At 73.8% G+C, this 24,686-nt stretch carries 17 protein-coding genes and 1 pseudogene; 11 read left to right on the forward strand and 7 right to left on the reverse strand.

What is annotated here, in order from left to right:
- Positions 1–345 precede the first annotated feature (345 nt).
- The 10 genes and pseudogenes from ACZ4YY_RS07760 to ACZ4YY_RS07805 form a co-directional block, all read left to right on the forward strand.
- Positions 346–1,215, forward strand: a pseudogene (locus ACZ4YY_RS07760) (ROK family protein); the annotation flags it as partial.
- Between the two features lie 110 nt (positions 1,216–1,325).
- On the forward strand, positions 1,326–2,591 hold the full coding sequence (locus ACZ4YY_RS07765; RefSeq protein WP_468284922.1) for a 6-phospho-beta-glucosidase: 1,266 nt from the start codon (positions 1,326–1,328) through the stop codon (positions 2,589–2,591).
- Positions 2,582–3,604 (forward strand): N-acetylglucosamine kinase, encoded by a 1,023-nt coding sequence (locus ACZ4YY_RS07770; protein WP_468284924.1) that lies wholly within the window; start codon positions 2,582–2,584, stop codon positions 3,602–3,604. Before ACZ4YY_RS07765 ends, ACZ4YY_RS07770 begins: the two co-directional genes overlap by 10 nt.
- A 101-nt stretch (positions 3,605–3,705) precedes the next feature.
- Positions 3,706–5,073 (forward strand): hypothetical protein, encoded by a 1,368-nt coding sequence (locus ACZ4YY_RS07775; RefSeq protein ID WP_468284927.1) that lies wholly within the window; start codon positions 3,706–3,708, stop codon positions 5,071–5,073.
- Positions 5,074–5,087: 14 nt separating this feature from the next.
- Positions 5,088–6,116 (forward strand): glutamate ABC transporter substrate-binding protein, encoded by a 1,029-nt coding sequence (locus tag ACZ4YY_RS07780; protein WP_468285285.1) that lies wholly within the window; start codon positions 5,088–5,090, stop codon positions 6,114–6,116.
- Between the two features lie 60 nt (positions 6,117–6,176).
- Positions 6,177–7,502, forward strand: a complete 1,326-nt coding sequence (locus ACZ4YY_RS07785) for a coiled-coil domain-containing protein (RefSeq protein WP_468284930.1) — start codon at positions 6,177–6,179, stop codon at positions 7,500–7,502.
- The gene (locus ACZ4YY_RS07790) at positions 7,499–9,997 is read left to right on the forward strand and encodes a serine/threonine-protein kinase (protein WP_468284933.1); all 2,499 of its coding nucleotides are present in this window, start codon (positions 7,499–7,501) and stop codon (positions 9,995–9,997) included. Before ACZ4YY_RS07785 ends, ACZ4YY_RS07790 begins: the two co-directional genes overlap by 4 nt.
- 411 nt (positions 9,998–10,408) lie before the next feature.
- Complete coding sequence (locus tag ACZ4YY_RS07795; RefSeq protein WP_468284936.1) at positions 10,409–11,749, forward strand: PP2C family protein-serine/threonine phosphatase; 1,341 nt, start codon at positions 10,409–10,411, stop codon at positions 11,747–11,749.
- Positions 11,750–11,849: 100 nt separating this feature from the next.
- Complete coding sequence (locus tag ACZ4YY_RS07800; RefSeq protein ID WP_468284940.1) at positions 11,850–13,232, forward strand: vWA domain-containing protein; 1,383 nt, start codon at positions 11,850–11,852, stop codon at positions 13,230–13,232.
- Between the two features lie 58 nt (positions 13,233–13,290).
- A complete protein-coding gene (locus ACZ4YY_RS07805; protein ID WP_468284944.1) occupies positions 13,291–15,024 on the forward strand; it encodes an FHA domain-containing protein in 1,734 nt (577 codons plus the stop codon).
- A 48-nt stretch (positions 15,025–15,072) separates the two neighbouring features.
- On the opposite strand, the gene ACZ4YY_RS07810 is transcribed toward ACZ4YY_RS07805, so the two are convergent.
- The gene (locus ACZ4YY_RS07810) at positions 15,073–16,068 is read right to left on the reverse strand and encodes a methyltransferase domain-containing protein (protein WP_468284948.1); all 996 of its coding nucleotides are present in this window, start codon (positions 16,066–16,068) and stop codon (positions 15,073–15,075) included.
- A 120-nt stretch (positions 16,069–16,188) separates the two neighbouring features.
- On the opposite strand from ACZ4YY_RS07810, the gene ACZ4YY_RS07815 reads away from it, so the two are divergent.
- Positions 16,189–16,602, forward strand: coding sequence for a globin (locus ACZ4YY_RS07815; RefSeq protein ID WP_468284951.1), 414 nt, complete (start codon positions 16,189–16,191; stop codon positions 16,600–16,602).
- Positions 16,603–16,690: 88 nt separating this feature from the next.
- Here ACZ4YY_RS07815 and ACZ4YY_RS07820 read toward each other — a convergent pair whose 3' ends face one another.
- From ACZ4YY_RS07820 to ACZ4YY_RS07845, 6 genes are all read right to left on the reverse strand, one after another.
- Complete coding sequence (locus ACZ4YY_RS07820; RefSeq protein WP_468284954.1) at positions 16,691–17,380, reverse strand: DUF8185 domain-containing protein; 690 nt, start codon at positions 17,378–17,380, stop codon at positions 16,691–16,693.
- Positions 17,377–17,787 carry an acyl-CoA thioesterase gene (locus ACZ4YY_RS07825; protein ID WP_468284956.1) on the reverse strand — a complete coding sequence of 137 codons (411 nt, stop codon included), beginning with the start codon at positions 17,785–17,787 and terminating at the stop codon, positions 17,377–17,379. Before ACZ4YY_RS07825 ends, ACZ4YY_RS07820 begins: the two co-directional genes overlap by 4 nt.
- Before the next feature lie 6 nt (positions 17,788–17,793).
- A complete protein-coding gene (gene ettA, locus ACZ4YY_RS07830; protein WP_468284959.1) occupies positions 17,794–19,458 on the reverse strand; it encodes an energy-dependent translational throttle protein EttA in 1,665 nt (554 codons plus the stop codon).
- Between the two features lie 358 nt (positions 19,459–19,816).
- Complete coding sequence (locus tag ACZ4YY_RS07835; RefSeq protein ID WP_468284962.1) at positions 19,817–21,220, reverse strand: Cys-Gln thioester bond-forming surface protein; 1,404 nt, start codon at positions 21,218–21,220, stop codon at positions 19,817–19,819.
- A 260-nt stretch (positions 21,221–21,480) separates the two neighbouring features.
- Positions 21,481–21,954: a single-stranded DNA-binding protein gene (locus ACZ4YY_RS07840; protein WP_468284965.1), complete on the reverse strand. Its 474-nt coding sequence runs from the start codon at positions 21,952–21,954 to the stop codon at positions 21,481–21,483.
- Positions 21,955–22,278: 324 nt separating this feature from the next.
- On the reverse strand, positions 22,279–24,027 hold the full coding sequence (locus ACZ4YY_RS07845; RefSeq protein ID WP_468284968.1) for a YfjP family GTPase: 1,749 nt from the start codon (positions 24,025–24,027) through the stop codon (positions 22,279–22,281).
- Positions 24,028–24,686 lie beyond the last annotated feature (659 nt).

A 24,686-nucleotide genomic window follows, 5' to 3' on the forward strand; every position in this document is an offset into this window, starting at 1 on the left:
GCGCCCCGGCCGCCCTTCGCCTGCGCGCGCCCGCCGGCAACCTCTTCGCTGCGCACGCAGCCCTGCCGCCCCTCACGCGCGCCCACAGCCGATGCCTCCCACGGCCCGGGCGCCGACCGGATCGCCGCGCCCGCAGCCCGGGGACGCCCCTCCCCTCCCGACACGCCTCGTCGGCTCCGCCGGCGTACGGGAACGGCGGAAGGGGCGGCACCCATGAGGGTGCCGCCCCTTCCTCTCGTCGACGCCCCCTCTTGACGCCTCCTTGGCCAGGGACCTACCTTCACGCGCCCAAACTCAGACAGGAAACTTTCCTCACCGTAATCGTCCGGCGATCGCCGGACGATCGTGCCCACACCCGGCCGCAAGGCCCTCGTACGGCAGGTCACCGAGGCGCTCGACGGCGCGGTGAAGGCCGGGGGGCTCACCCGGGACGACGTTCGGCGGCTCGTGGTGGCCACCCCGGGCGCCTTCGACCCCACCACGGGCCGCCTGCGCCACGCCTCCCACCTGCCCGGCCGGCACTCCCCCGCGCTGCTCGACGACCTCGCCGCCGCGTTGCCGATGCCGGTCGAGTACGAGAACGACGTCAACGTCGTCGCCGTCGCCGTCGCCGAACACCGGCTCGGAGCGGCGCGGGGGCACGAGGACTTCGTGCTGCTGTGGAACGAGGGCGGCCTCGGCGCCGCCCTCGTCCTGGGCGGCCGGCTGCACCGCGGCTGGACCGGCGGCACGGGGGAGGTGGGTTTCCTTCCCGTTCCGGGCGCCCCCCTCGTGCGACGGGTCAGCAAAGCCAACAGTGGCGGCTTCCAGGAGCTGGCGGGTTCACAGGCGATCCCCCGGCTGGCCCGTGAGCTCGGCATGACGGACGTCCCGTCGGGGCCGTACGCGCAGGCCGCCGCCGCGCTCGTACGGCGGGCCGCCACCGAGGACACCGTGCTGCACGGCCTGCTGCTGCGCACCTACGCGACCCGGATCGCCACCGGTCTCGCCTCGCTCGTCTCCATGCTCGACCCCGAACTGGTCGTCCTCGCCGGCGCCTCGCTGACCGCCGGCGGCGAGGTGCTGCGCGCCCTCGTCGAGGCCGAGCTGGCCGAGCCGGCCGCCTCACGGCCCCGGCTGGTCGTCGGCGACGTCACCGAGCGGCCCGTGCTGCGCGGCGCCCTGGAGAGCGCCCTCGCCGCCACCCGCGACGAGGTCTTCGATACCTCGCGCTGAGCCGCGGAACCCGGGCCCGCCGCCCCCCGCGGGTCCCTCGGGCCCCGTGAACCCACCCCAAGCGTTCGTCGAGGCCGTCACCCCGGCCGGAGTGAAGGGTTGAGCCGTTCATGAAACTCACCGTGGTCGGCGGAGGCTCGACCTACACACCCGAACTGGTCGACGGCCTGGCCCGCCTGAGGGGCAGGCTGCCCCTGGAGGAACTGGTCCTCGTCGACCCGGCGGCCGACCGTCTCGAAGCGGTCGGCGGCCTGGCCCGCCGGATCTTCGCCCGCCAGGGCCACCCCGGACGGATCGTCACCACCGGCGACCTGGACGCGGCCGTGGACGGCGCCGACGCCGTCCTGCTCCAACTGCGCGTCGGAGGGCAGGCGGCCCGCGAACGGGACGAGACATGGCCCCTGGAGTGCGGCTGCGTCGGCCAGGAGACCACCGGTGCGGGCGGTCTGGCCAAGGCGCTGCGCACGGTCCCGGTGGTCCTGGACATCGCCGAACGCGTCCGCCGCCGCAGCCCGCGCGCCTGGATCATCGACTTCACCAACCCCGTGGGCATCGTCACGCGCGCGTTGCTGCGCGCGGGCCACCGGGCGGTGGGCCTGTGCAACGTGGCGATCGGCTTCCAGCGCAGGTTCGCCGGGATGCTGGACGTCTCCCCCGCCGACGTCCACCTCGACCACGTCGGCCTCAACCACCTCACCTGGGAGACGGGGGTCCGTCTGGGCGGCCCGGAGGGCGAGGACGTCCTGCCGGAGCTGCTGGCCGGCCACGGCGACCGGATCGCCGCCGACCTCCGGCTGCCCCGCACCCTGCTGGACCGTCTGGCCGTGGTCCCGTCGTACTACCTGCGGTACTACTACGCGCACGACGAGGTCGTACGGGAACTGCGCACCAAGCCCTCCCGGGCGGCCGAGGTCGCCGCGATGGAACGACGGCTGCTGGAGATGTACGGCGACCCCGCCCTGGACGAGAAGCCGGACCTGCTCGCCCGGCGCGGCGGCGCCTACTACTCGGAGGCGGCGGTGGACCTGGCAGCCGCCCTGCTCACCGGCACCGGAAGCCCCTGCCAGGTCGTGAACGCCCGCAACGGCGGCACCCTGCCCTTCCTCCCCGACGACGCGGTGATCGAGGTCCAGGCGGCGGTCGGCCCGAAGGGCGCCGCACCGCTGCCCGTCCGGCCACCGGACCCCCTCTTCGCGGGCCTCATGGCCGACGTCACCGCCTACGAGGACCTGGCCCTCCGGGCGGCGCTGCACGGGAGCCGCGACCGCGTCTACCGCGCGCTGCTCGCCCACCCCCTGGTCGGTCAGCACGCCTACGCCGACACCCTGACCGACCGGCTGATCGCCCACAACCGGGAGCACCTCACATGGGCCTGACGGCAGGCGTCCTCGCCATCGACGCGGGCAACAGCAAGACCGACGTCGCGGTCGTGGCGGCCGACGGACACGTCCTCGCCACGGCCCGCGGCGGCGGCTTCCGCCCGCCCACGGTGGGTGTCACCGCGGCCGTGGACGCCCTCGCCGAGACGGTGACCCGTGCCCTCGCCGCCGCGGGCGCCGACGCCGCCGCGCACGTGTCGGCCTGCCTGGCCAACGCCGACTTCCCCGTGGAGGAGGAACGGCTGGCGGCCGCGCTGCACGCGCGCGCGTGGGGCGCGACGGTGGAGGTCCGCAACGACACCTTCGCACTCCTGCGGGCCGGCGTCGCCGAGCCCCGCGGGGTCGCCGTCGTCTGCGGTGCCGGCATCAACTGCGTCGGCATGCGCCCCGACGGCCGCACCGCCCGCTTCCCCGCGCTCGGCCGCATCTCCGGCGACTGGGGCGGCGGCTGGGGCCTGGCCGAGGAGGCCCTGTGGCACGCGGCCCGCGCCGAGGACGGCCGCGGCGCCCCCACCGCCCTGTCCCGCACCCTCCCGGCCCACTTCGGCCTGCCCTCCGTGTACGCGCTCGTCGAGGCCCTCCACCTCCGGCACCTCCCCCCGCTCCGCCGCCACGAGCTGACCCCCGTCCTCTTCACCACGGCGGCGGACGGGGACCTGGTGGCCCGAACCCTGGTCGACCGCCTGGCCGAGGAGGTCGTCACGATGGCCACCGTCGCCCTCGCCCGCCTGGACCTGCTGAGGGAGGAGACCCCCGTGCTGCTCGGGGGAGGCGTGCTGACGGCGGGCCACACCGGGCTCGACGACCGGGTGCGGGACCTGATGGCGGCACGCGCGCCCAGGGCGGTGGCCCGGGTGGTCCGCGAACGGCCGGTGCTGGGGGCGGCGTTGCTGGGGCTGGACAAGGTGGCGGCGGGCGCCGAGGCGCAGGCGACGGTGCGGGACTTCTTCGCCGGACGGGGGGCGCACGACGGAACCGAACACACACCCACCGCGTATTCACCACCGTAGGTGACTGCGATCTGATCAAGATCCCGTGAAGCACGGTGCGGAATGTCACTCCCGCCAGCGATACTTGCGGTGACAGATGACCATGGGGGAGGTCAGAAGACGTGGCAGACCCGGTACCGAGCAGCACAGTGCCACCGCCGACGCGCCGCACCGCCTTCGCGGAGGGCGTCGACCAGGTGCGGGCCGCCGCGACGACAGAGCCGGGGCGGCTCCGGATCATCGGAGCCCTGCTCGCCCTCCTCGTCGTGGCGTTCGGCGCCGTCACCGCCTGGCAGACGTCCGACCGGTCGGCCGCCGCCGACGACGTGCTGCACAAGAGCCAGCCGCTGACCACCGCGGCGGCCGACATCTACCGCTCCCTCGCCGACGCCAACACGGCCGCCTCCAGTGGCTTCCTGGCCGGCGGACAGGAGACGCCCGAGTCCCGCGAGCGCTACGAGGACGACATCGACACGGCCGCCGCGAAGCTCGTCACGGCGGCCAACAACGCCGACCCCGGCTCCCCCTCCACGGCGGCGATCACCAGGCTGAACAAGCTGCTGCCGGAGTACAAGGGCCTCGTCGAGCGTGCCCGCACCTACAACCGGCAGGGCTTCCCGGTCGGCGGCGCCTATCTGCGGTACGCGAACCAGAAGATGCAGGACGAGATGCTCCCGGCCGCGGAGGACCTCTACAAGAAGGAGAACCAGCGCCTGAAGGACGACTACGCGGACGCCACGCCCTACCCGTGGGCGGCGATCGCGCTGGGCGTCATCGCGCTGGCCGCGCTCGCCTGGGCGCAGCACCGCAACTACCGCCGGACGAACCGCGTGCTGAACCACGGCCTGGTCGCCGCCACGGCCGCCGCCACGGTCGTCCTGCTGTGGCTGGTCGTCGGCCACAGCGTGGCCCGCGCGGGGCTGAACGACTCCTACGACCACGGCGTGCGCTCGCTGAACGTGCTGCACGACGCCCGCATCGCCTCCCTCAAGGCCCGCGGCAACGAGAACCTCACCCTGGTGGCGCGCGGCGCCGAGACGGTGAAGGTGACGGCCGACGGGGAGGAGCTGACGGTCGACAGGTACGACCACGAGTTCACGGCCGACATGGCCACCCTCGGCAAGGGCCTCGCCGCCGCCGCGAAGCTCGCCGACGACCGGGCGGGCGAGCAGCCGGTCGCCTCGGCGGAGAGCAACATGGCCGAGTGGCGCAAGCGCCACACCGCGGCCCGTTCCCAGGACGACAACGGCAACTACGAGCAGGCGCTGGCCCTGGTGATCGGCGGCAAGGACGCGACGGGCGAGTGCTTCGACGGGGTCGACGCCAACCTGGCGAGCGCGCTCGACCACGAGCAGAGCGAGTTCAAGAAGGCGGCCGGCGACGGGCTGGACGCGATGGGCGGGTTGTCGCTGGGCGCGGCCGTCCTCGCCGTGCTGGGCGCGGCGGGCGCGGTCCTCGGCATCGGCCGCAGGCTGTCGGAGTACCGGTGAAAGGGGGCGTGACGATGCATGCGCGACGGATGCGGGCCGGCCTGAAGGGCTGGGGCGGAGTGGGGGCGATGGCGGTCGTCTGCGCCCTCGCGCTCGCCTTCGTGCTGCTGCTGCCGCGGACGCAGTCCCAGGGCGACGGCAGCAGCGGGGTCGGCGGCGCGGGGGTCGCCCAGGGCAGCCGGGTGGCCGACCCGGACTGCGAGGCCCCGGAGAAGCAGACCCTCCCCCCGGCGGCCGCCGACGGCCCGACGATCGCCGCGATCAAGGCGCGGCAGGGCGAGAAGCGCAAGCTGGTCGTCGGCGTCGACCAGAACAGCTACCGCTGGGGCTACCGCGACCCCAACAACTCCGGCGCCGAACTGGAGGGCTTCGACATCGACCTGGTGCGCCGCATCGCCCAGGACATCCTCGGCGACCCGAAGGCGGTGCAGTTCAAGGCCATCCCCACCAACCAGCGCATCCCCGCGATCCAGGAGGGCCGGGTCGACATGGTCGTGCGCACCATGACGATCACCTGCGCCCGCATCAAGGACGTCGCGTTCTCGGCGCCGTACTTCAGGACCGGCCAGACCGTCCTCGCCCCCAAGTCGTCGACGATCACCGGATACGACGGCACGCTGGCGAAGAAGAAGGTGTGCACGGCCGCCGGCTCCACCGCCAACACCCAGCTGACCGACGACAGGAAGACGGGCCGGCTGCCGGCCGACACCGACATCGACACCACCGTCCCCAACCAGCTCGACTGCCTGGTGCGGTTGCAGCTCGGCGAGGTCGACGCGGTGGTCACCGACGGCGCGCTCGCGGCGAGCCAGGCCGCCCAGGACCCCACGGTGGAACTCAAGGGCACCCCGTTCACGACCGAGTACTACGGGGTGGCGATGAAGAAGGACGCGGACGATCTGGTGCGCCGGGTCAACCAGATCCTCGTGCAGTACCGGGCCGCCGGCTGGCAGGCGTCGTACGACACCTGGCTGTCGGCGACACTGGGGGGCGACGCGACGGCGTCGAGGCCGCCCGCTCCCCAGTACCTGCGCACCGGTTGACGGACCGCCGGACGGGCCACGGACCGAGCGAGAGAACGACACAGCGACGAGAGGTGATCGATGGGCGTCACGGGACCCCCCGGGCCGGTGATGGACCGGGACGAGGTGGACCGTGCGCTGGCGCGGCTCGGCCAGGAGCACGAGGCGATCGAGACCTCGCTGCTGGCCCTCCAGGACCACGCGGGCCGCAGACTCCTCGAAGGGGCCGATCTCACCGGCGTCACCCGGGAGCGCTGGGCGGCGGCGGAGGTGTCCATCACCCTGCTGTGGGCCTACTTCGACGCGTACGCGGACGCGTTGCGCGGCGCCCGCGACATCCGCTCGCGCCGCCGCTGGTCCAGCCGTGAGGACCTGGCGGAGCTGACGGAGCTGCTGCGCGGCGAGTCCGTCACGGTCGCCGGGTCGGCGCTCGCCCACGCGCCCACGCAGCACGGCACGGGCAAGCTCAGCCAGAGCTTCTCGCTGACCGCGCTCGTCGACCGGATGAACGAGCTGTACGCGTCCTCGCTGGACGTGATCGTCGCGGCCGACGCCGTGTGGTCGGCGCTGCCCGCCCGGATCGACCTACTGGCCGCGGAGCTCCAGCGCACCCGGCAGCTCGCGCACTCCGTCGGCGTCCGCCCGGGCGAGCACCCGGCGGGCGACGACCTGGAACGCATCACGCGGACGCTGACCCGGCTGCGCGCGCAGGTGGTGTCCGACCCGCTCGCCTTCTGGGTGCCCGCGCAGGGCAGTTCGGCACCGGGCGGCGGACGCCCGGACACCACCGTGTACGACCGTGAGGCGCGCGCCCTGGAGGACGTACGGCGCGAGATCGACGCCGTGCTGACGGTCCGGCAGGACGCCGAGCAGCGGCTGGTGCGGCTGCGGGACGTGCTGTCGCGGGCGGACCGCACGCTCGCCGAGGCGCGCACCGCGCGCGGCGAGGTCCTGGCGAAGATCGCCGCGACGGAGGTGCCGGTGGTCAGCGGACCGCCGACCGCGCTCCAGGAGCAGCTCGCCACGGCCGCCGAGTACCGCCGGCAGGCCCAGTGGCACCGGCTGTCCCCGCTGCTGGAGTCCCTGGAGCAGAAGGCGGAGGACGAACTGCTGCGCGCCCGCGAGTCGTTGACCGCGGTCACCGCGCCGCTCGCGGTCCGCGCGGAACTGCGCGGCCGGCTCGACGCGTACAAGGCGAAGGTCGCCCGGCACGGTCTGGCGGAGGACCCGTTCCTCATCGAGCGGTACGACGCCGCCCGCCGCATGCTGTGGAGCGCGCCGTGCGACCTGCGCGTCGCCGAACAGGCCGTCCTGCGCTACCAGCAGGCGGCCGCCGAACTGCTCACCGCCCCGCGCGTGCCCGAGCAGGGCGGACGGCAGGACCTCAGGGGGGAGTACGGGTCATGAGTCAGGCAGGACAGACGTGCCAGCGGCCGGGCTGCGACGGGTCGTACGAGGACGTGGGCGGCGGCGAGCTGTACTGCGACACCTGCGGACTGGCCCCGGTCGTCTCCTCGAGCGGCCTGGTCGGGTCGCCGCCGACCGGCGTGACCGGCGGCGGCAGGGGCTCGGCGGGCAGCGGCAGCTCCCGCGCCAGCGCCCGCAGTTCGCGTACGTCGTCCCAGTCGGCGAAGTCGCGCCGCTCGGTCTCCGGGCGGCTCTCGCGCTCGCTGTCGGGGAAGTCGACGGGCCGTTCGATGTCGGTGCGCAGCTCCGGCTCGACGGCCGGGTCCTCCGCGCGCGCCCGGCTCGGCGTCGGCCTGGTCTCGGTGCCGCAGGTGCCGCGCCCCGACCCGCGCGTGATGGTCCTCGACAACCCGGAGGTGCCCGAACGCAAGCGGTTCTGCTCGCGCTCCGACTGCGGTGCGCCGGTGGGCCGTTCGCGCGGTGAGCGCCCGGGCCGCACCGAGGGGTTCTGCACCAAGTGCGGCCACCCGTACTCGTTCGTCCCGAAGCTGAACACGGGTGACGTGGTGCACGGCCAGTACGAGGTCGTGGGCTGTCTGGCGCACGGCGGCCTCGGCTGGGTCTACCTGGCCGTGGACCGGGCGGTGTCGGACCGCTGGGTGGTGCTCAAGGGTCTGCTCGACACGGGCGACCAGGACGCGATGGCCGCCGCGATCTCCGAGCGGCGCTTCCTCGCCGAGATCGAGCACGCCAACATCGTGCGGATCTACAACTTCGTCGAACACCTCGACCAGCGCACCGGCTCGCTCGACGGCTACATCGTCATGGAGTACGTCGGCGGCAAGTCCCTCAAGGAGATCGCCAACGCCCGCCGCACCCCCGAGGGCAAGCGCGACCCGCTGCCGGTGGAGCAGGCCTGCGCGTACGGCATCGAGGCTCTGGAGGCCCTCGGCCACCTGCACAGCCGCAACCTGCTGTACTGCGACTTCAAGGTCGACAACGCGATCCAGACCGAGGACCAGCTCAAGCTGATCGACATGGGCGCGGTGCGCCGACTGGACGACGACGAGTCGGCCATCTACGGCACGGTCGGCTACCAGGCGCCGGAGGTCGCCGAACTCGGCCCGTCCGTCGCCTCCGACCTGTACACCGTCGGGCGGACGCTGGCGGTGCTGACGTTCGACTTCCAGGGCTACACGACGGTCTACGCCGACTCCCTGCCCGACCCCGACTCCATCGAGGTCTTCCGCCAGTACGAGTCCTTCTACCGGCTGCTGGTCCGCGCCACCGACCCCGACCCGGTCCGCCGCTTCGCGTCCGCGCAGGAGATGGCGGAACAGCTGACGGGGGTGCTGCGCGAGGTCGTCTCCCTCCAGTCCGGGCGGGCCCGGCCGGCCCTGTCGACGCTGTTCGGCCCCGAAGTGCGGGTCACCGACACCGAGTTGTTCCCGCGGCTGGACGGGGAGGTCTCCCGGCTGGGGGCGCGTGTGACCAAGGCGCTCCCGGCGCCCAGGAGCGCGGGCACCCGGACGCCGACGGTCGTCACCGCCCCCGGTCTGGTCAGACCCGTCGACGCCCCGGCCGCCGCCCTGGCGCTGCCCGTGCCGCACGTCGACCCCACCGACCCCAACGCCGGTTTCCTCGCCGGGCTGCTGGCCTCCGCGCCCGCCGAGCTGATCACAGCCCTGACGGCGGCCCCCGCGCCGTCGGTGGAGACCCGGCTGCGGCAGGTCCGCGCCTGGCTGGAGAACGGCGACTCCGACGCCGCGATCGCCTCCCTGGCCAAGCTGGAGGGTGAACGGCCCGACGACTGGCGGGTCGTGTGGTACCGCGGCGTGGCCTGTCTGGTCACCGGCGACCACGAGGGCGCCGCGCTGGCCTTCGACGCGATCTACGACGCGTTCCCCGGCGAGCCCTCGCCGAAGCTGGCGCTCGGCCTGTGCGCGGAGGTGCTCGGCCAGTTGGACAACGCCGCCGAGTACTACCGGCTGGTGTGGTCGACCGACCCGAGCTATGTGAGCGCCGCGTTCGGTCTGGCCCGCGTCCAGCTGGCGGCGGGTGACCGCGCCGGTGCCGTACGGACGCTGGAGTCGGTGCCCGAGTCCTCCATCCACTACACGGCCGCCCGGGTCGCTTCCGTCCGCGCCCGGCTCCGGCAGCGGACGGCGGCCGCCGCCGACGTACCCTTCCTGGAGGACCTGACCGCCGGTGCGGCCCAGGTCGAGGCGCTGGAGGCGTACGGGCTGGACCCGACGCGGCGTGAGCAGTTGTCCGCCGAGGTCCTCGGCAGCGCCCTGGACTGGATACTCGCCGGTGGCGGGGGTTCCGGACCGGGAGCCCGCCGGGTGCTGCTCGGCAGCGAGCTGGACGAGCGGGGGCTGCGCTTCGGCCTGGAGCGTTCGTACCGCACGCTGGCCCGGCTGGCGACCGGCGGTGAGGAGAGGATCGACCTGGTGGAACGTGCCAATCGTTACCGCCCCCGGACGTGGGTGTAGTTGATGTCCCAGATGCCCCGGCAGGCCGCCCTGCCGACCTGTCCGAGCTGCGCGGAACCGCTCGACGCGGGCGACCGCTTCTGCGGCGCGTGCGGCTTCGACCTGTCCGCCGTGCCGCCGCGCCCGGAGGACCGACCCACGCTCACCATGCACGGGGCACCGGAGACGGGCGGCCCACCGCTGCGGCCGTCGGTTCCGGCGCCCTCGGGATTCCCGGCGCAGCCAGTGCTTCCGGCGCCCTCGGGATTCCCGGCGCAGCCAGTGGTTCCGGCGCCTCCGGGTGTTCCGGCGCCGCCCGGCGTCCCCTTGCCGCCGTCGGCCGCGCCGCATGTGTCGGCGGCCGGTTCCGTGCCGCCGCCGGGCGGGCCGGTGCCACCGCCCGGGCGGTCCGCGCCGCCGGCCGGCGGGCCGATGCCTCCCTCCGGCGCGCACGTGCCTCCCTCCGGCTCGGTGCCTCCGCCCGTGTCCCCCTCCGACCGGTACGCCCATGGCAGCCCGGTGCCTCCTGGCGGGCCGGTGCCCTCCCCCGGCGGGCCGGTGCCTCCCGGCGGGCCCGTGCCCCCTTCCGGCTCGGTGCCTCCGCCCGGCGGGCCCGTGTCCCCTTCCGGCTCGGTGCCTCCGCCCGGCGGGCCCGTGTCCCCGGGTGGGCCGGTGCCTCCCGGCGGGCCCGTGCCCTCCGGTGGGTCCGTGCCGCCTCCGCCCCCGCCTCCCGCCGCTCCCGACGTGTCCGCTCCCGGCTCCGGGGTGCGGTTCGACCGGCCCGCGGAGCCGGAGGAGTACCCGTTGCAGGCGCCCGACCCCCGGGTGGCCGCCGAGGCCGCGGTCCCCGCGGAGACCGGGAAGGTGTGCGTGGCCTGCCGCGCGGGACGTGTGGACGACGACGGCTACTGCGAGAACTGTGGGCACGCCCAGCCGCGTGAACGCGACCACATGGAGCGGGAGTCGGGGCCCGTCGCCGCCGTCAGCGACCGCGGCCTGCGCCACCACCGCAACGAGGACGCCTTCGGCATCGGACGGACCGCGCTGCCCGACGGCTCCCCCGCGCTCGTGGCGATCGTCTGCGACGGCGTGTCCTCCGCGACCCGCCCGGACGAGGCCTCGCTCGCCGCGTCCCGGGCGGCCAGCGAGTCGCTGCTGGCCGCCCTGCCCCAGGGTGTCCACCCGCAGCAGGCGATGCACGAGGCGATCGTCGCCGCCTCGCACGCCGTCAACGCGCTCGCCGGGGAACCGGCCACCGCCCACGAGCACGCCCCGCACCAGAACGCGCCCGCCTGCACCCTGGTCGGCGCGGTCGTCACCGCCGGGCTGCTGGTCGTCGGCTGGGTCGGCGACAGCCGCGTCTACTGGGTGCCGGCCGACCGCAGTTCACCCCCGGCGCGGCTCACCGAGGACGACTCCTGGGCCGCGCAGATGGTCGCAGCCGGACTGATGAGCGAGGCCGAGGCCTACGCCGACGAACGCGCCCACGCGATCACCGGCTGGCTCGGCGCCGACGCCTACGAACTGGATCCGCACACCGCCGCCTTCAAGCCGGACCGGCCCGGCGTGGTCGTCGTCTGCACGGACGGCCTGTGGAACTACGCGGAGGCCGCCGAGGAGATGGCCGAGGCGGTTCCCCTGGACGCCGCCGTACGGCCGCTGCACGGCGCCCGGGTCCTCGTCGGGCACGCCCTGGACGGCGGCGGGCACGACAACGTAACAGTGGCCCTCCTGCCGTTCCCGGCCCCCGCCCAGGGGGCAGGATCGGCCTGAGGCATGCACAGCGGGGAAACCTCACCGGACCGGAGGGGACCGGTCCGGCCACTGTCAGCACCCACCGCCCGGTGGGTTCCGTAGGGGGATCTGAGTAGGCATGGCCAATTTCTCGAAGTCGAACGTGCCGCAGTTCTCGGTGGACGTCTACCAGAACGAGTACCTGCCCGAAGGCGGCCGCGAGGTCAACGCGATCGTGACGGTCACCGCCACCGGCGGCGGCACCATCGGCACCGCCGTCGCCGCACCGCACCTGTACTCGCCGGGACAGGGTCCGTCCGCGGCCGTGGCGATCATGGTCGACTGCTCCGGCTCGATGGACTACCCGCCGACGAAGATGCGCAACGCCCGGGACGCCACGGCCGCCGCCGTCGACACCCTGCGCGACGGCGTGCACTTCGCGGTGATCGGCGGCACCCACGTGGCCAAGGAGGTCTACCCGGGCGGCGGACGCCTCGCGGTCGCCGACGCGAGCACCCGCGCCCAGGCCAAGGAGGCGCTGCGCCGGCTCAGCGCGGGCGGCGGCACGGCGATCGGCACCTGGCTGCGCCTGGCCGACCGGCTGCTGTCCACCACGGACGTCGCCATCCGGCACGGCATCCTGCTCACCGACGGCCGCAACGAGCACGAGTCGCCGCAGGACCTGAAGGCCGCCCTGGACTCCTGCGCCGGCCGGTTCACCTGCGACGCCCGTGGCGTGGGCACCGACTGGGAAGTGAAAGAAGTCACAGGGATCGCCTCCGCCCTGCTCGGCACCGCCGACATCGTCGCCGACCCGGCCGGCCTCACCGCCGACTTCGCGCAGATGATGGAGACGGCCATGGGCAAGGAGGTCGCGGACGTCGCGCTGCGGCTGTGGACCCCGGTCGGCACCACGATCAAGTTCGTCAAGCAGGTCGCCCCGACGGTCGAGGAGCTGACCGGCCGGCGCACCGAGTCCGGCCCGCGCTCCGGGGACTACCCCACCGGCTCCTGGGGCGACGAGTCCCGCGACTACCACGTGTGCGTCGAGGTCCCGGCGGCGAGCGTCGGCCAGGAGATGCTGGCCGCCCGTGTCTCCCTGGTCATCCCGCAGCCCGGGGGCACCCCCCGCACCGGCGGAGCCGACAGCGGGGGAGGGAGCGTGCAGAACCTGGGCGCCCAGGGGCTGGTACGGGCCGTGTGGACCGACGACATGGCGGCCTCCACCTCGATCAACCCGCAGGTCGCGCACTACACGGGCCAGGCGGAACTGGCCCAGGTCATCCAGCAGGGGCTGGATCTTCGCAAAGCGGGCGACATGGACGGGGCAACGGCCAAACTGGGCCGCGCCGTTCAGCTCGCCAGCGCCTCGGGGAACGCCGATACTGCGAAACTGCTTGCGAAGGTGGTGGACGTGGTCGATGCCACGGCAGGTACTGTGCGACTGAAGGCGAAGGTCGCCGAGGCGGACGAGATGACCCTCGAGACCCGGTCCACAAAGACAGTTCGTGTAAAGAAGTGACCTGGTAGGCCACACAAGGACCCTAGTGGGACACGGAAGGAAAGGGGGACGCGCCGACATGCCGACCTGCCCGAACGGACACCAGTCGGGTTCCGACGACTGGTGCGAGGTCTGCGGTCACCGCATGGCCGGTGCCGTACCTCCGCCCCCTCCCCCGCCGCCTCCGACGGCCGGCGGGGGCGGGTACGGGTTCCCTCCGCCCCCGCCCGGCCCCGGCGGCCGTCCCGACGGCCGACACGTGTCCGCGGTACCGAACGCCGAGCCGGAGCTGTGCCCGCAGTGCCGCACGCCCCGGGAGGGCGGTGCGCCGTTCTGCGAGGAGTGCCGGTGGAACTTCCTGACGAACACCGCGACCTCGTACACCCCGGCGGCACCGCGCCCTCCGGCGCCCGGTCCGGGTGCCGTTCCCGGTGGTCCGGGCGGCCCGGGCGGTCATGGCGCTCCCGGCGGTCATGGCGGCCCCGGCGGCCCCGGTGGTCCGGGCGGTCCGGGCGGGCGGTTCCAGCCGCCGCCCCCGTCCTTCGGTGGCAGTGACTCCTTCGAGTACCAGAGCAGCCGCCCGTCCCAGGTGAACCGTCCCGCGGAACCCATCCCGCCGGGCCCGCCGTTCGGCGGCGATCCGTCGCGGCCGGGGGGTCCCGGGGGCGGTCCGGGTGGTCCCGGCGGTCCGGGACCCGGCGGTCCCGGCGGACATGGTCCCGGTGGTCCGGGAGGCCCCGGTGGCGGTCCCGGCGCGGGCGCGTTCGGGCGCGAGCCGTCGGGTGCACCCGGCGACCCCTTCGGACGCATGCCCTCGGGTCCCCCGCCCGGCGACCCCTTCCGGCGTGAGCCCTCGGGGGCACCCGCCGACCCCTTCGGACGCGAGCCGTCCGGCCCGGGCGGGCGTCCCCCCGGGCCGCCGGCCCCGCCGCCCGGTCCCGGTGGTCAGGGTGGTCCGGGTGGCCATGGCGGTCCCGGCGGTCCTGCGGGTCCGTCGGGCTTCGGCGGCGACCCGTCCCGGCCGCTTCCCCCGCCGCCCGGCCCGCCCGGTGGCCCGGGTGGCTTCGGTGGCCCCGGCGGACCCAACGGGCCCGGTGGCCACGGTGGCCCCAACGGGCCCAACGGGCCCGGTGTCGCGCAGGGTTTCCAGCCGTCCGGCCCGCCGGCCCCTCCCGGCTACCCGCAGGAGACCGGCCGCCCGCAGCCGGGCGGTCCCGGCGGCCACGGCGGTCCGTCCGGTCCGGCCTTCGGCGGCGGTGACGACGACTGGGTGATCTCCCCGCCGTCGCACGGCGCTCCGGGCGCGCCCGGCGGCCCCGGTGGCGCACAGGGCGGCAACTACGGCTACCCGCAGTCAGGTGCCACGCAGGCGCCGCCCCCGCCCGGCCCGGCCTTCCCGCAGCAGCCGACGACCTGGACGGCGACGATAGGCCCCGACCGCGAGTACTTCATGGCGATGATGCACCGCTCCGGCCCCGAGGCCGCGGGCCTGAACCTGCCCGCGTACTCGCCGGAACAGCAGCGCACGCTCACCGGCAACCAGATCACCATCGGCCGCCGTCGCCACTCCACCGGCGAGACGCCCGACATCGATCTGTCGGTCCCGCCGGAGGACCCGGGTGTCTCGCACCAGCACGCCGTGCTGGTCCAGCAGCCGGACGGCGGCTGGGCGGTCGTCGACCAGAACTCGACGAACGGCACCACGGTCAACGGCTCGGACGAACCGATCCAGCCCTTCGTGCCCGTGCCGCTGCAGGACGGCGACCGGGTCCACGTCGGCGCGTGGACGACGATCACGATCAGACGGGGCTGAGAGCTCCGAACAGAAAGGGAGCCCGGCTTCTGAGCCCGCCCGGCCGGGTCAGAGGCCGGACGATCCCGGCAGGGGCCAGGCGTACGGCCCCTCCGGATCGTCCAGCCACGCCCAGGCGTGTTCACCGCCGACGGTGATGCCGTAGCGGTCCCGCCCGGGCATGCCCTCGCGCTCCCACAGGGCGTACGTCTCCTGCGGCTCGAGGCTCTCCCGGGTCAGGGCCAGCAGGAACCGGAAGAGGTCGCTGCCCCTGGCCCGCTGCGGTACGCCGCCGAGGGCCACCGGCTCGGGTTCGGCCCGGTCGGACCCGCGCAGCGGCACGAAGAAGGCCGGGGTGTGCAGGAAGTTCCCCTCGGCGTGCCCGGTATCCCGGACGGTCAGCGCGACCAGGCCGGTGGCCAGCGGTGTCAGGATGCGGGCGCCGGGACGGCACTGGGCGAGCCAGGCGGGCGGGATCGACGACAGTCGGCAGGTCGCGATGATCCGGTCGAAGGGCGCGCGCTCGGGCACTCCGCGCGCCCCGTCCCCGGTGACGACGGCGGGGTGGTACCCGGCGTCGGCGAGGTGCCGGCGCGCGGACTCGGTGATCTCCGGGTCCAGGTCGACGGTGGTGACCCGGTCGTCCCCCAGGCGGTACGCCATCAGCGCCGCGTTGTAGCCCGTGCCGGCGCCGATCTCCAGCACCCGGCTGTCCTCCTCCACCCGCAGCTCGGCCAGCATCAGGGCCATCAGCGAGGGCTGGCTGCTGGAGGAGACCAGTTCGCCGTCGCGCAGCCGGGTGGCCAGCGGCTCGTCCTCGTAGGCCCCGCGCACCCAGCGCTCCCGGGTGTCCCGGTCGGGACTCTCGCCCCAGCGCCGTTCGTAGCCGCCCACGCCGCTCACGTAGTAATAGGGCACGAAGAGGTGACGGGGGACGTTCGCGAAGGCGTCCTTCCAGAGCGGGTCTGCGGCGAAGGCCCCGCTCTCCTCGATCTCCCGCACCAGGGCGGCCCGCGCGGAGGCGGCGACCTCCTCCAGTTCCCCGTCGAGCGCGTGTGTGCCCATACGTCCACTGTGCGGCGCGGGGCTGCGGGAAGCGAGTGGCCGCATTCCGACGGAGCTCGCATCCCGACTGAGCTCTCAGGGGTCCTAAGTCCTGGGACCTCGGTCGCCGCGTCTGAGAGCATGGGGGGCGTGAATGAGATTCGGCGCGGCACGCTTCAGACGCAGACCTTCTACGAGCAGGTCGGCGGGGAGGAGACCTTCCGTCGGCTGGTCCACCGTTTCTACCAGGGCGTCGCCGAGGACCCGGTCCTGCGGCCCATGTACCCCGAGGAGGACCTGGGCCCGGCCGAGGAGCGGCTGGTGCTGTTCCTGATGCAGTACTGGGGCGGCCCGACGACGTACAGCGACAACCGCGGCCACCCTCGGCTGCGGATGCGGCACGCCCCGTTCACCGTGAACCGCGAGGCGCACGACGCCTGGCTGCGGCACATGCGGGACGCGGTCGACGAACTCGGCCTGTCCGAGGAGCACGAGCAGCAGTTGTGGAACTACCTGACGTACGCGGCGGCGACGATGGTGAACGCGCCGGACTGATCCGTGCCCGCCGGGGGCTCTCGGCGCACGCTGACGCCGAGACTCTTCGGGGGGCCAGCGCACTGACGCCGAAACCCGCCGGGAGCGCTCAGCGGACGCTGACGTCGAGCCCGCCGAGTCCCGTCCGTCGCACGGCGATCGACCCGTACGGGGTGCGCAGTCGCAGCCAGGCGCCGGAGGAGAACAGGGCGGCCTCCTCCTGTCGCGGGGCGGCACCGGCGGCCGGCCGCAGGAAGCCCAGTGACTGGGCGGCGTGCACGGCCCGCACGGGCAGGCGGGTGTCGCCGACGGTCCTGGTCCAGATGTCGCGTCCGATCCGGTCGAGCTCCGCCCGGGTGCGACGCTCGGGCGGCAGTTCCTCGGTGCGGCGGCGGAACTCGACGACGGCCGCGCCGACCGTCGCGCGCAGCGCGTCCGGGGCGGGCAGCCCGGTCTCCGGGCGCCAGCCGCCGCGCGGCGGCAGCACCCCCGCCCACGGCGGTCCGGTGACCTCCGCGGGCACGGCGGCCGTCGCCGCCTTCTCGTCGACGGCCTCCAGCAGCTCGCCCGCGGAGACGGTGACGTCCAGCACGGCGTCGAGGCCGTCCTCGTACGGCTTGGCCAGCCGTACCGCGCGGATCGCCAGGACCTCGAAGGACGGGGGCCGTCCGAAGACGGCCAGCGCGGTGCCGGCCGCCTGCAGCCGGACCGCGGCTCCACGGTCGTAGTGGAGCAACCGGGAGAGGAAGGCCGCGAGGTCCGCCGCCTCCCCCTCGTCGGCGAGGTGGAGCACCGTCATGCGGCGACGGCCTCCTTGTCGTCGTCCCGGTACTCCTCCAGGAACGCGCGCTCCTCGGCGGTGATCCGGCGGGGCCGCTGCGCCGCGAAGTCGAACGGCACGATGACCGTCGACGCGCGGACGTAGACCTGGTCGCCGTCCTTCACCTCGTAGGCGATGGTGAAGGACGCGGCCCGTATCTCCGTGACCCACAGCTCGACGTCCACGGGCCGGTGCCGGTGGACGAGCTGTCGCTTGTAGTCGATCTCGTGGCGCGCCACCACGGACCCCTGCTGGAAGTCCTTCTCCGGTCGGAACAGGAAGTCGATACGGGCTTCCTCCAGGTAGCGGAGGAAGACGACGTTGTTGACGTGGCCGTACGCGTCCATGTCCGCCCAGCGCAGCGGGCAGCGGTAGATGTGCCGCAAGATCGATCAGCCCCGGGTCAGCTTCTTGTAGGTGGCGCGGTGCGGACGGGCGGCGTCCGGGCCGAGCCGCTCGATCTTGTTCTTCTCGTACGACTCGAAGTTGCCCTCGAACCAGAACCACTTGGAGTCGCCCTCGTAGGCGAGGATGTGCGTGGCGACGCGGTCCAGGAACCACCGGTCGTGGGAGACGACCACGGCGCAGCCGGGGAACTCCAGCAGCGCGTTCTCGAGGCTGCTGAGGGTCTCGACGTCCAGGTCGTTGGTCGGCTCGTCGAGGAGCAGCAGGTTGCCGCCCTGCTTGAGGGTGAGCGCGAGGTTCAGACGGTTGCGCTCGCCGCCGGAGAGGATGCCGGCCGGCTTCTGCTGGTCCGGGCCCTTGAAGCCGAAGGCGGAGACGTAGGCGCGCGAGGGCATCTCGACCTGGCCGACGTTGATGTAGTCCAGCTCGTCCGACACGACGGCCCAGAGGGTCTTCTTCGGGTCGATGTTCTCGCGGCTCTGGTCGACGTAGGAGATCTTGACGGTGTCGCCGACCTTGATGGTGCCGGAGTCGGGCTCCTCGAGGCCCTGGATCATCTTGAAGAGGGTCGTCTTGCCGGCGCCGTTGGGGCCGATGACACCGACGATGCCGTTGCGCGGCAGCGTGAAGGACAGGTCGTCGATGAGGACCTTGTCCCCGAAGGCCTTGTTGAGGTTCTCGACCTCGACGACGACGTTGCCCAGGCGCGGGCCCGGCGGGATCTGGATCTCCTCGAAGTCCAGCTTCCGCATCTTCTCGGCCTCGGCGGCCATCTCCTCGTAGCGGGCCAGACGCGCCTTGGACTTGGCCTGACGCCCCTTGGCGTTCGACCGCACCCACTCCAGCTCTTCCTTGAGCCGCTTCTGCCGCTTGGCGTCCTTCTGACCCTCGACCTTGAGACGGCTGGCCTTGGTCTCCAGATAGGTGGAGTAGTTGCCCTCGTAGCCGATGGCGCGGCCGCGGTCGAGCTCGAGGATCCACCCGGCGACGTTGTCCAGGAAGTACCGGTCGTGGGTGATGGCGACGACGGTGCCGGCGTACTGGGCGAGGTGCTGCTCCAGCCAGTTCACGGACTCGGCGTCGAGGTGGTTGGTGGGCTCGTCGAGGAGCAGCAGGTCGGGCGCCTCCAGCAGCAGCTTGCACAGGGCGACGCGGCGCTTCTCACCACCGGAGAGGTTGGTGACGGGCCAGTCGCCGGGCGGGCACCCGAGGGCGTCCATGGCCTGCTCGAGCTGGGCGTCGAGGTCCCAGGCGTTGGCGTGGTCGAGCTCCTCCTGGAGCTTGCCCATCTCGTCGAGCAGCGCGTCCGAGTAGTCGGTCGCCATCAGCTCGGCGATCTCGTTGAACCGGTCGAGCTTGCCCTTGACCTCGGAGACACCCTCCTGGACGTTCTCCAGGACGGTCTTCTCCTCGTTCAGCGGCGGCTCCTGCAGCAGGATGCCGACGCTGTAGCCCGGCGCCAGGAACGCGTCGCCGTTCGACGGCTGCTCGATCCCGGCCATGATCTTCAGAACGGTCGACTTACCGGCGCCGTTCGGGCCGACCACACCGATCTTCGCGCCGGGCAGGAAGTTCAGCGAGACGTCGTCAAGGATCACCTTGTCGCCGTGTGCCTTGCGCGTCTTGCGCATGGTGTAGATGTACTCAGCCAAGAGAAACCGTCCGGCAGCTTGAAATCTGGCAGTGGGCAGATACAGCCCATCTTGCCGGACGGCTACCCCTGGGGGGAAACCCGTATGGGCGGGCGGCTGTGACCTGGGGTTTTAGCGCCGGAACGGTACATGCCACCGCTCACTGCCGGTCACCGCCGGGTGGCCTCGGGCATCCTGCCACGGCCCGGGGACGGCCAGCGACGCGGGCCGACCTCGTCGTCCCGTCGCTGGCCTCACTTCCGCTGGGGGAGCTGGCGGCGTCGTGGGGTGACGGGCTCGGCGCCGTCCGGGCCGAGCCGGTTCCTCCTGGGGTCTGACGGCGGCGGAGGGGCGGTGGGGGCGCCCCCCTGCGATCCCGTCAGTCGCGGGCGCCGTTCTCCTTGCGGCCCAGCAGGAGCAGAGCCGCTCCGCCGATCACGACCAGGCCGATGGCGGTGCCCGCGATGAGGGACGTGGCGTGGGAGCTGCCGGTGGCGGCGAGGTTGGTGTCGGTGGGGGTGGTGCCGCCGACCGTGGCGGGGCTGGGTTCGGCGAGGGTCTGGGTGGTCAGGCCGGTCGTCTCGGCGGCCCGGGTCCTGCAGTCGAGGACGCCGGTGAAGCGGCTGCCGTCGATCGTGAAGTCGTAGGCCTGGTCCTCCTGCAGCGGGAGCGTCACGGTCCGCGAGGCGCCGGCCGGGATGCTGTGCTGGAGGCCCATCAGCTCGAAGGTGAAGGGCGCGTCGCCCCGGTTGGCGGCGGTGATGTCCACGCCGGACCGCGTGCAGTTCTTCTCCGCCGACAGGGCGGGGACGGCGCCCTGCGCGGCCCAGGTCGCGGTCGCCGTCGCGGACACGGTCGACTCGCTGGAGCCGGCGAGGATCTGCGTCTGGCTGCGGCTGTCGGAGGTGAAGGCGCGGCCCACGGGGACGGTGGTGGAGGCCTGCACGGTCAGTTCCGCGGAACCGGCGGGAGTGTCGGCGGGCACGTCGAAGAACAGCTGGCTGCCGTTTCGCGCGGACGTGACGACCTTGCCGTCCTTGCCGACGATCCGCACGCCGCTGATGGCGGCGTCCAGCGGCGGCGAGACGGTCACCACGCTCGCGCCGGTGCGCACGGTCACCGGACCGAGCAGCTCACCGGGGTGGCCGGAGACCGCCGCCCCGTCGAGAGTGAGCGAGGACGCCGGCTCGGCCACGTCACGGGCGGCCTTCTGGAGGTAGTCCGCGAGCCGCTCGGCCTGCGGGTCGACCGCGTCGACGTCCGCGCCGTCCGAGTAGCGCCAGATGGCCACCTGGGTGCCGGCCGCCGCGTCCTGCTGGGTGAAACCGCCGCCCTTGATCCCGGCCTTCTTCGCCAGCGCGGCCAGGTTGTTGACCTGCGGGTAGGAGTTCTGCAGGATCCAACGGATCCGGCCCGCGCCCTCGTTGACGGCCAGTGAGGTGCCGCTCCATGGCGTCTCGTGGTACTTGGCGTCCTTCTGCGTGGGGTTGTGCAGGTCGACGCAGTAGGTCTGCAGGGTGCCGCCGCCCTCGACGGACATCTCGAACAGGCCCGCCGAGACCTCCTGGTCCCCGCCGTCCCCGTGGATCACGGCCGCGCCGTACGTCTTGAGGCCGCCTATGGTCGCCGTCGCCCCGTCCTGACCCTGTGCCGTCCCGTCGGCGACGGCCGTGCCCGTGGAGGCGACGACGCCCACGGTGACGAGTGCGGACACCAGCGCCCCGGCAGCGAGGCGGACCGCCCCTCGCCTGCGCGCGAACGACGCGGAGAACGAAGAAATCACGTAATTCCCCTTCGAGCAGGACCGGTTGACGTGGGGGGTACGGTCCCACCAGCAGAATCAGAAGCCCCGTGAGCCACGTCCGGCATCCTATGGAGGCGGCGTGCCACGCTTCCCGGTCAGATCATCCGATGGACGATCCGACTCGGAATCGTTATCCCCAAGATCGTCTGCGAGCAGGGCTTATCGACAAATCCACCCGGCCGTTCGGGACGGGTCCGCCGATAAGCCGCTGTCCGGTCACTTCGGGGCGCTTGCCGACATCACGTCACCGCGACCGGCTCGCGCCGCTCGGACGCGTCGTGCTCCCCGGCCGCCCCGGCCGGCGTCTCCCAGTCGGGTTCCGGCTGCGCCGGGGACCCGGCCGCGACCTGCTCGGCCCTGCCAGCGCGGCGGAAGACCGACGTGCCCCGCGCGAGGTCGTGGCCGATCGCGACGGCGTCGACGTCGGCCGACGTCCGGTTCTGCCCCTCGCGCGTCTCCGTGCGCACCTTCAGCCGGCCCTGCACGATCACGGCGTCGCCGACGTTCAGCGACGCCATGGCGTTGGCGGCCAGTTGGCGGTTGGCCCACACGGTGAAGAAGTTGGTGTGTCCGTCGGTCCACTCGCTCTTCTCGCGGTCCCAGTAGCGCGACGTCACCGCCAGCCGGAACCTCGCCGACGCACCCGACGCCAGCTCCCGGTACACCGGCCGCGTCGCCACGTTGCCCACCGCGCAGACCATCGTCTCGTTCATCGAGAACCCCTCCCTCGTCCCGGCACGCACGCCGGGCGGATACGCCTACGGGCCCCTCCCGTACGGCTGCGTCCGTCGCGGCGGCCGCGTCAGCGCGTACCGCCGCCGGCCGCGGTCGCGCCGTAGCGCACCGCCGCCGTCGCGGTGACCGCGTCCCTCGCGGTCGCCGCGCAGCCAGACTGCCTCCGTCGGGCGGGGCCCGCCGGGCGCTGTGGATCACCGGCGCGGTGGGGACAACATCGTCACCCGGACGGGGGACTCCCGCCGACCCGCCTGTAGATCACACCCCCGGTCCGCCGCCGCGTGCCCGGCGCCCGCCCCGGCTCATCCCACGCCCACCCCCGTCACCCGCCCGTACTGCTCCCGTACCTCCCGGTACCGCAACAGTTCCGCGGCCAACGGGTCCAGCACCCGCGCCCGGCCGCATCCGGCGGCGGCCTCCCGCAGGCGCCGTTCCGCGTCCTGGCCGTATCTGCGGGCCGGGCCGCGGGCCGCCATCCGGCACGCCCACTCGACGAGCGGGCCGCCGCCGATGCCGGCCACCATCAACAGCACGGGGACGCCCAGGTTCGGCCCCATCACCCCGACGATCTGCCCCAACAGCCACAGACCGCCGATGACCTGGAGAACCGTCATGGACGCCTGCGCCAGGACGGCCGCCGGCCACCAGCCCGGCCGCGGCGGACGGCCCGGCGGAAGCCCGGCCCGCGCCGCCAGCTCGTCCAGCGCCTCGGACAGGCCCTGGGAACCGCGGACGGCCGCCTCGCGCACCGCCTGCGCCCAGGGCGCGGGCAGCCCCTCCGAGGCCCGGTCGGCCACCGTCCGCACCGCCTGTTCGACGCGTTGGCGTGCCGTGGCCTCCTCGTCGGCCTGCGGACGGATCTGGATCCGGCCGGTGGGAGGGTCACAACGGTCCTGGTACCAGCGCCACAGCCGCAGCCACGGCGTCCCGCAGGCACGGTTGGCGTTGCGCAGCCAGGCCCGTTCGGCCGCCTCGCCCGCCGCGGTGGCGCCGACCGCGTCCGCGAGCCGGGCCGCGAACTCGTCCCGCGCCTCCTCGCTGAGGCCGGCGCGGCGTCCCGTGGCGTACACGGGCCGCAGCCCCCACGCGGCGGCATCGACGTCGGCCGAGATGCGCCGGGCGGCCGCCCCGCGTTCACGGACGAACTGGCCCAGCGTGTCGCGTAGTTCGTCGACACCGTCCCCGGTGAGCGCGGACAGCGCCATCACAGTCGCACCCGGTTCGCCGTACTCGCCCAGGGCGACGCCGTCCTCGTCGAGCAGTCGCCGCAGGTCGTCGAGGACCATGTCGGCCGCCTCTCCGGGCAGCCGGTCGACCTGGTTGAGGACGACGAACATGACCTCCGCGTGACCCGCCAGGGGCCGCAGATAGCGTTCGTGGAGGATGGCGTCGGCGTACTTCTCGGGGTCGACGACCCAGATGACGGCGTCGACGAGGGCCAGGATGCGGTCGACCTGTTCGCGGTGCTGGACGGCCGCCGAGTCGTGGTCGGGCAGGTCGACCAGGACGAGCCCGCGCAACTGCGCCTCCGCCTCCGGGCTCTGCACCGGGCGCCGCCGCAGCCGCCCCGGGATGCCGAGCCGGTCGATGAGGCTCGCCGCGCCGTCGCTCCAACTGCACGCGATGGGCGCGGCCGTGGTGGGGCGCCGTACGCCGGTCTCCGAAATGGTCACCCCGGCCAGCGAGTTGAACAGCTGGGACTTACCACTGCCGGTCGCTCCAGCGATCGCGACGACGGTGTGCTGCCCGGAGAGCTTGCGCCGCGCCGACGCTTCCTCGAGGACCCGGCCCGCCTCGGCGAGCGTCCTGTTGTCGAGGCGGGCCCGGGAGAGGCCCACGAGTTCGCGCAGCGCTTCCAGCCGGGAGCGCAGGGGGCCGTCGTAGGCGAGCGGGGTCACGGCCTGGGAGCCGCTCCCGCCGGACCGGACCTCCACCGACACAAGGGCCTGCTCGGCATCGGACTCGCTCACCCGCCGCGCGATCAGACCGTCGTCCCAGGTCTCGCCCGAGTCGGAGGTACGGGGGGTGGCGGCGAGGTCGCCCCCGTGCACACGCGAAGCGGACGGACGGGGGGCGGCGGCCCGCACGCGTGCGGGAGCGGGAGAAACCGGAGGAACGGGAGGAACGGGTGGTGGAGGAGGGAAGGGAGCGGAACGCGGAGGAGCGGAACGCGGAGGAGCGGAACGCGGAGGAGCGGAGGGCGGAGGAGCGGACGGTGGAGGAGCGGACGGTGGAGGAGCGGACGGTGGAGGAGGGGGAGCGGGGCTTGCAGCGGGAGTCGGAGGCGGAGAGGACGGTGGGGCGGGTGTGGCGGTCGGAGCCGGCGGAGCGATCGGAACCGGCGGGGCAGGCGAAGCCGACGGGGCAGGCGGGGCGGGCGAAGCCGGCGGGGCGATCGGGGGCGGCGGGGCGGATGGGGCGATCGGGGCCGGCGCGGCCTCGCGGGTGTGCGGCCGGGAAGCCGTGTCCGCTCGCGCACGCGCGCGGGGGCCTTCCCGATGCCCCGCTCGCGCACGCGCGCGCGTGCCCTCTTCTCGCGCCTCACGTCCGCGCCCGGAACCCTCCGGCGCCGTACGGGCGGAACCGGACGAGGCCCCCACACCGTGGGAACCGTTCTCCCCCGACGCGCACCCACCCGCGGCAGACTCCCCCGACGCACGCGCGGGCCCAGCCTCTACCGGACCACGCGCTGGTGCCGCCGCCGGCCCAC

The sequence above is a fragment of the Streptomyces sp. NPDC030143 genome, from assembly GCF_055573695.1.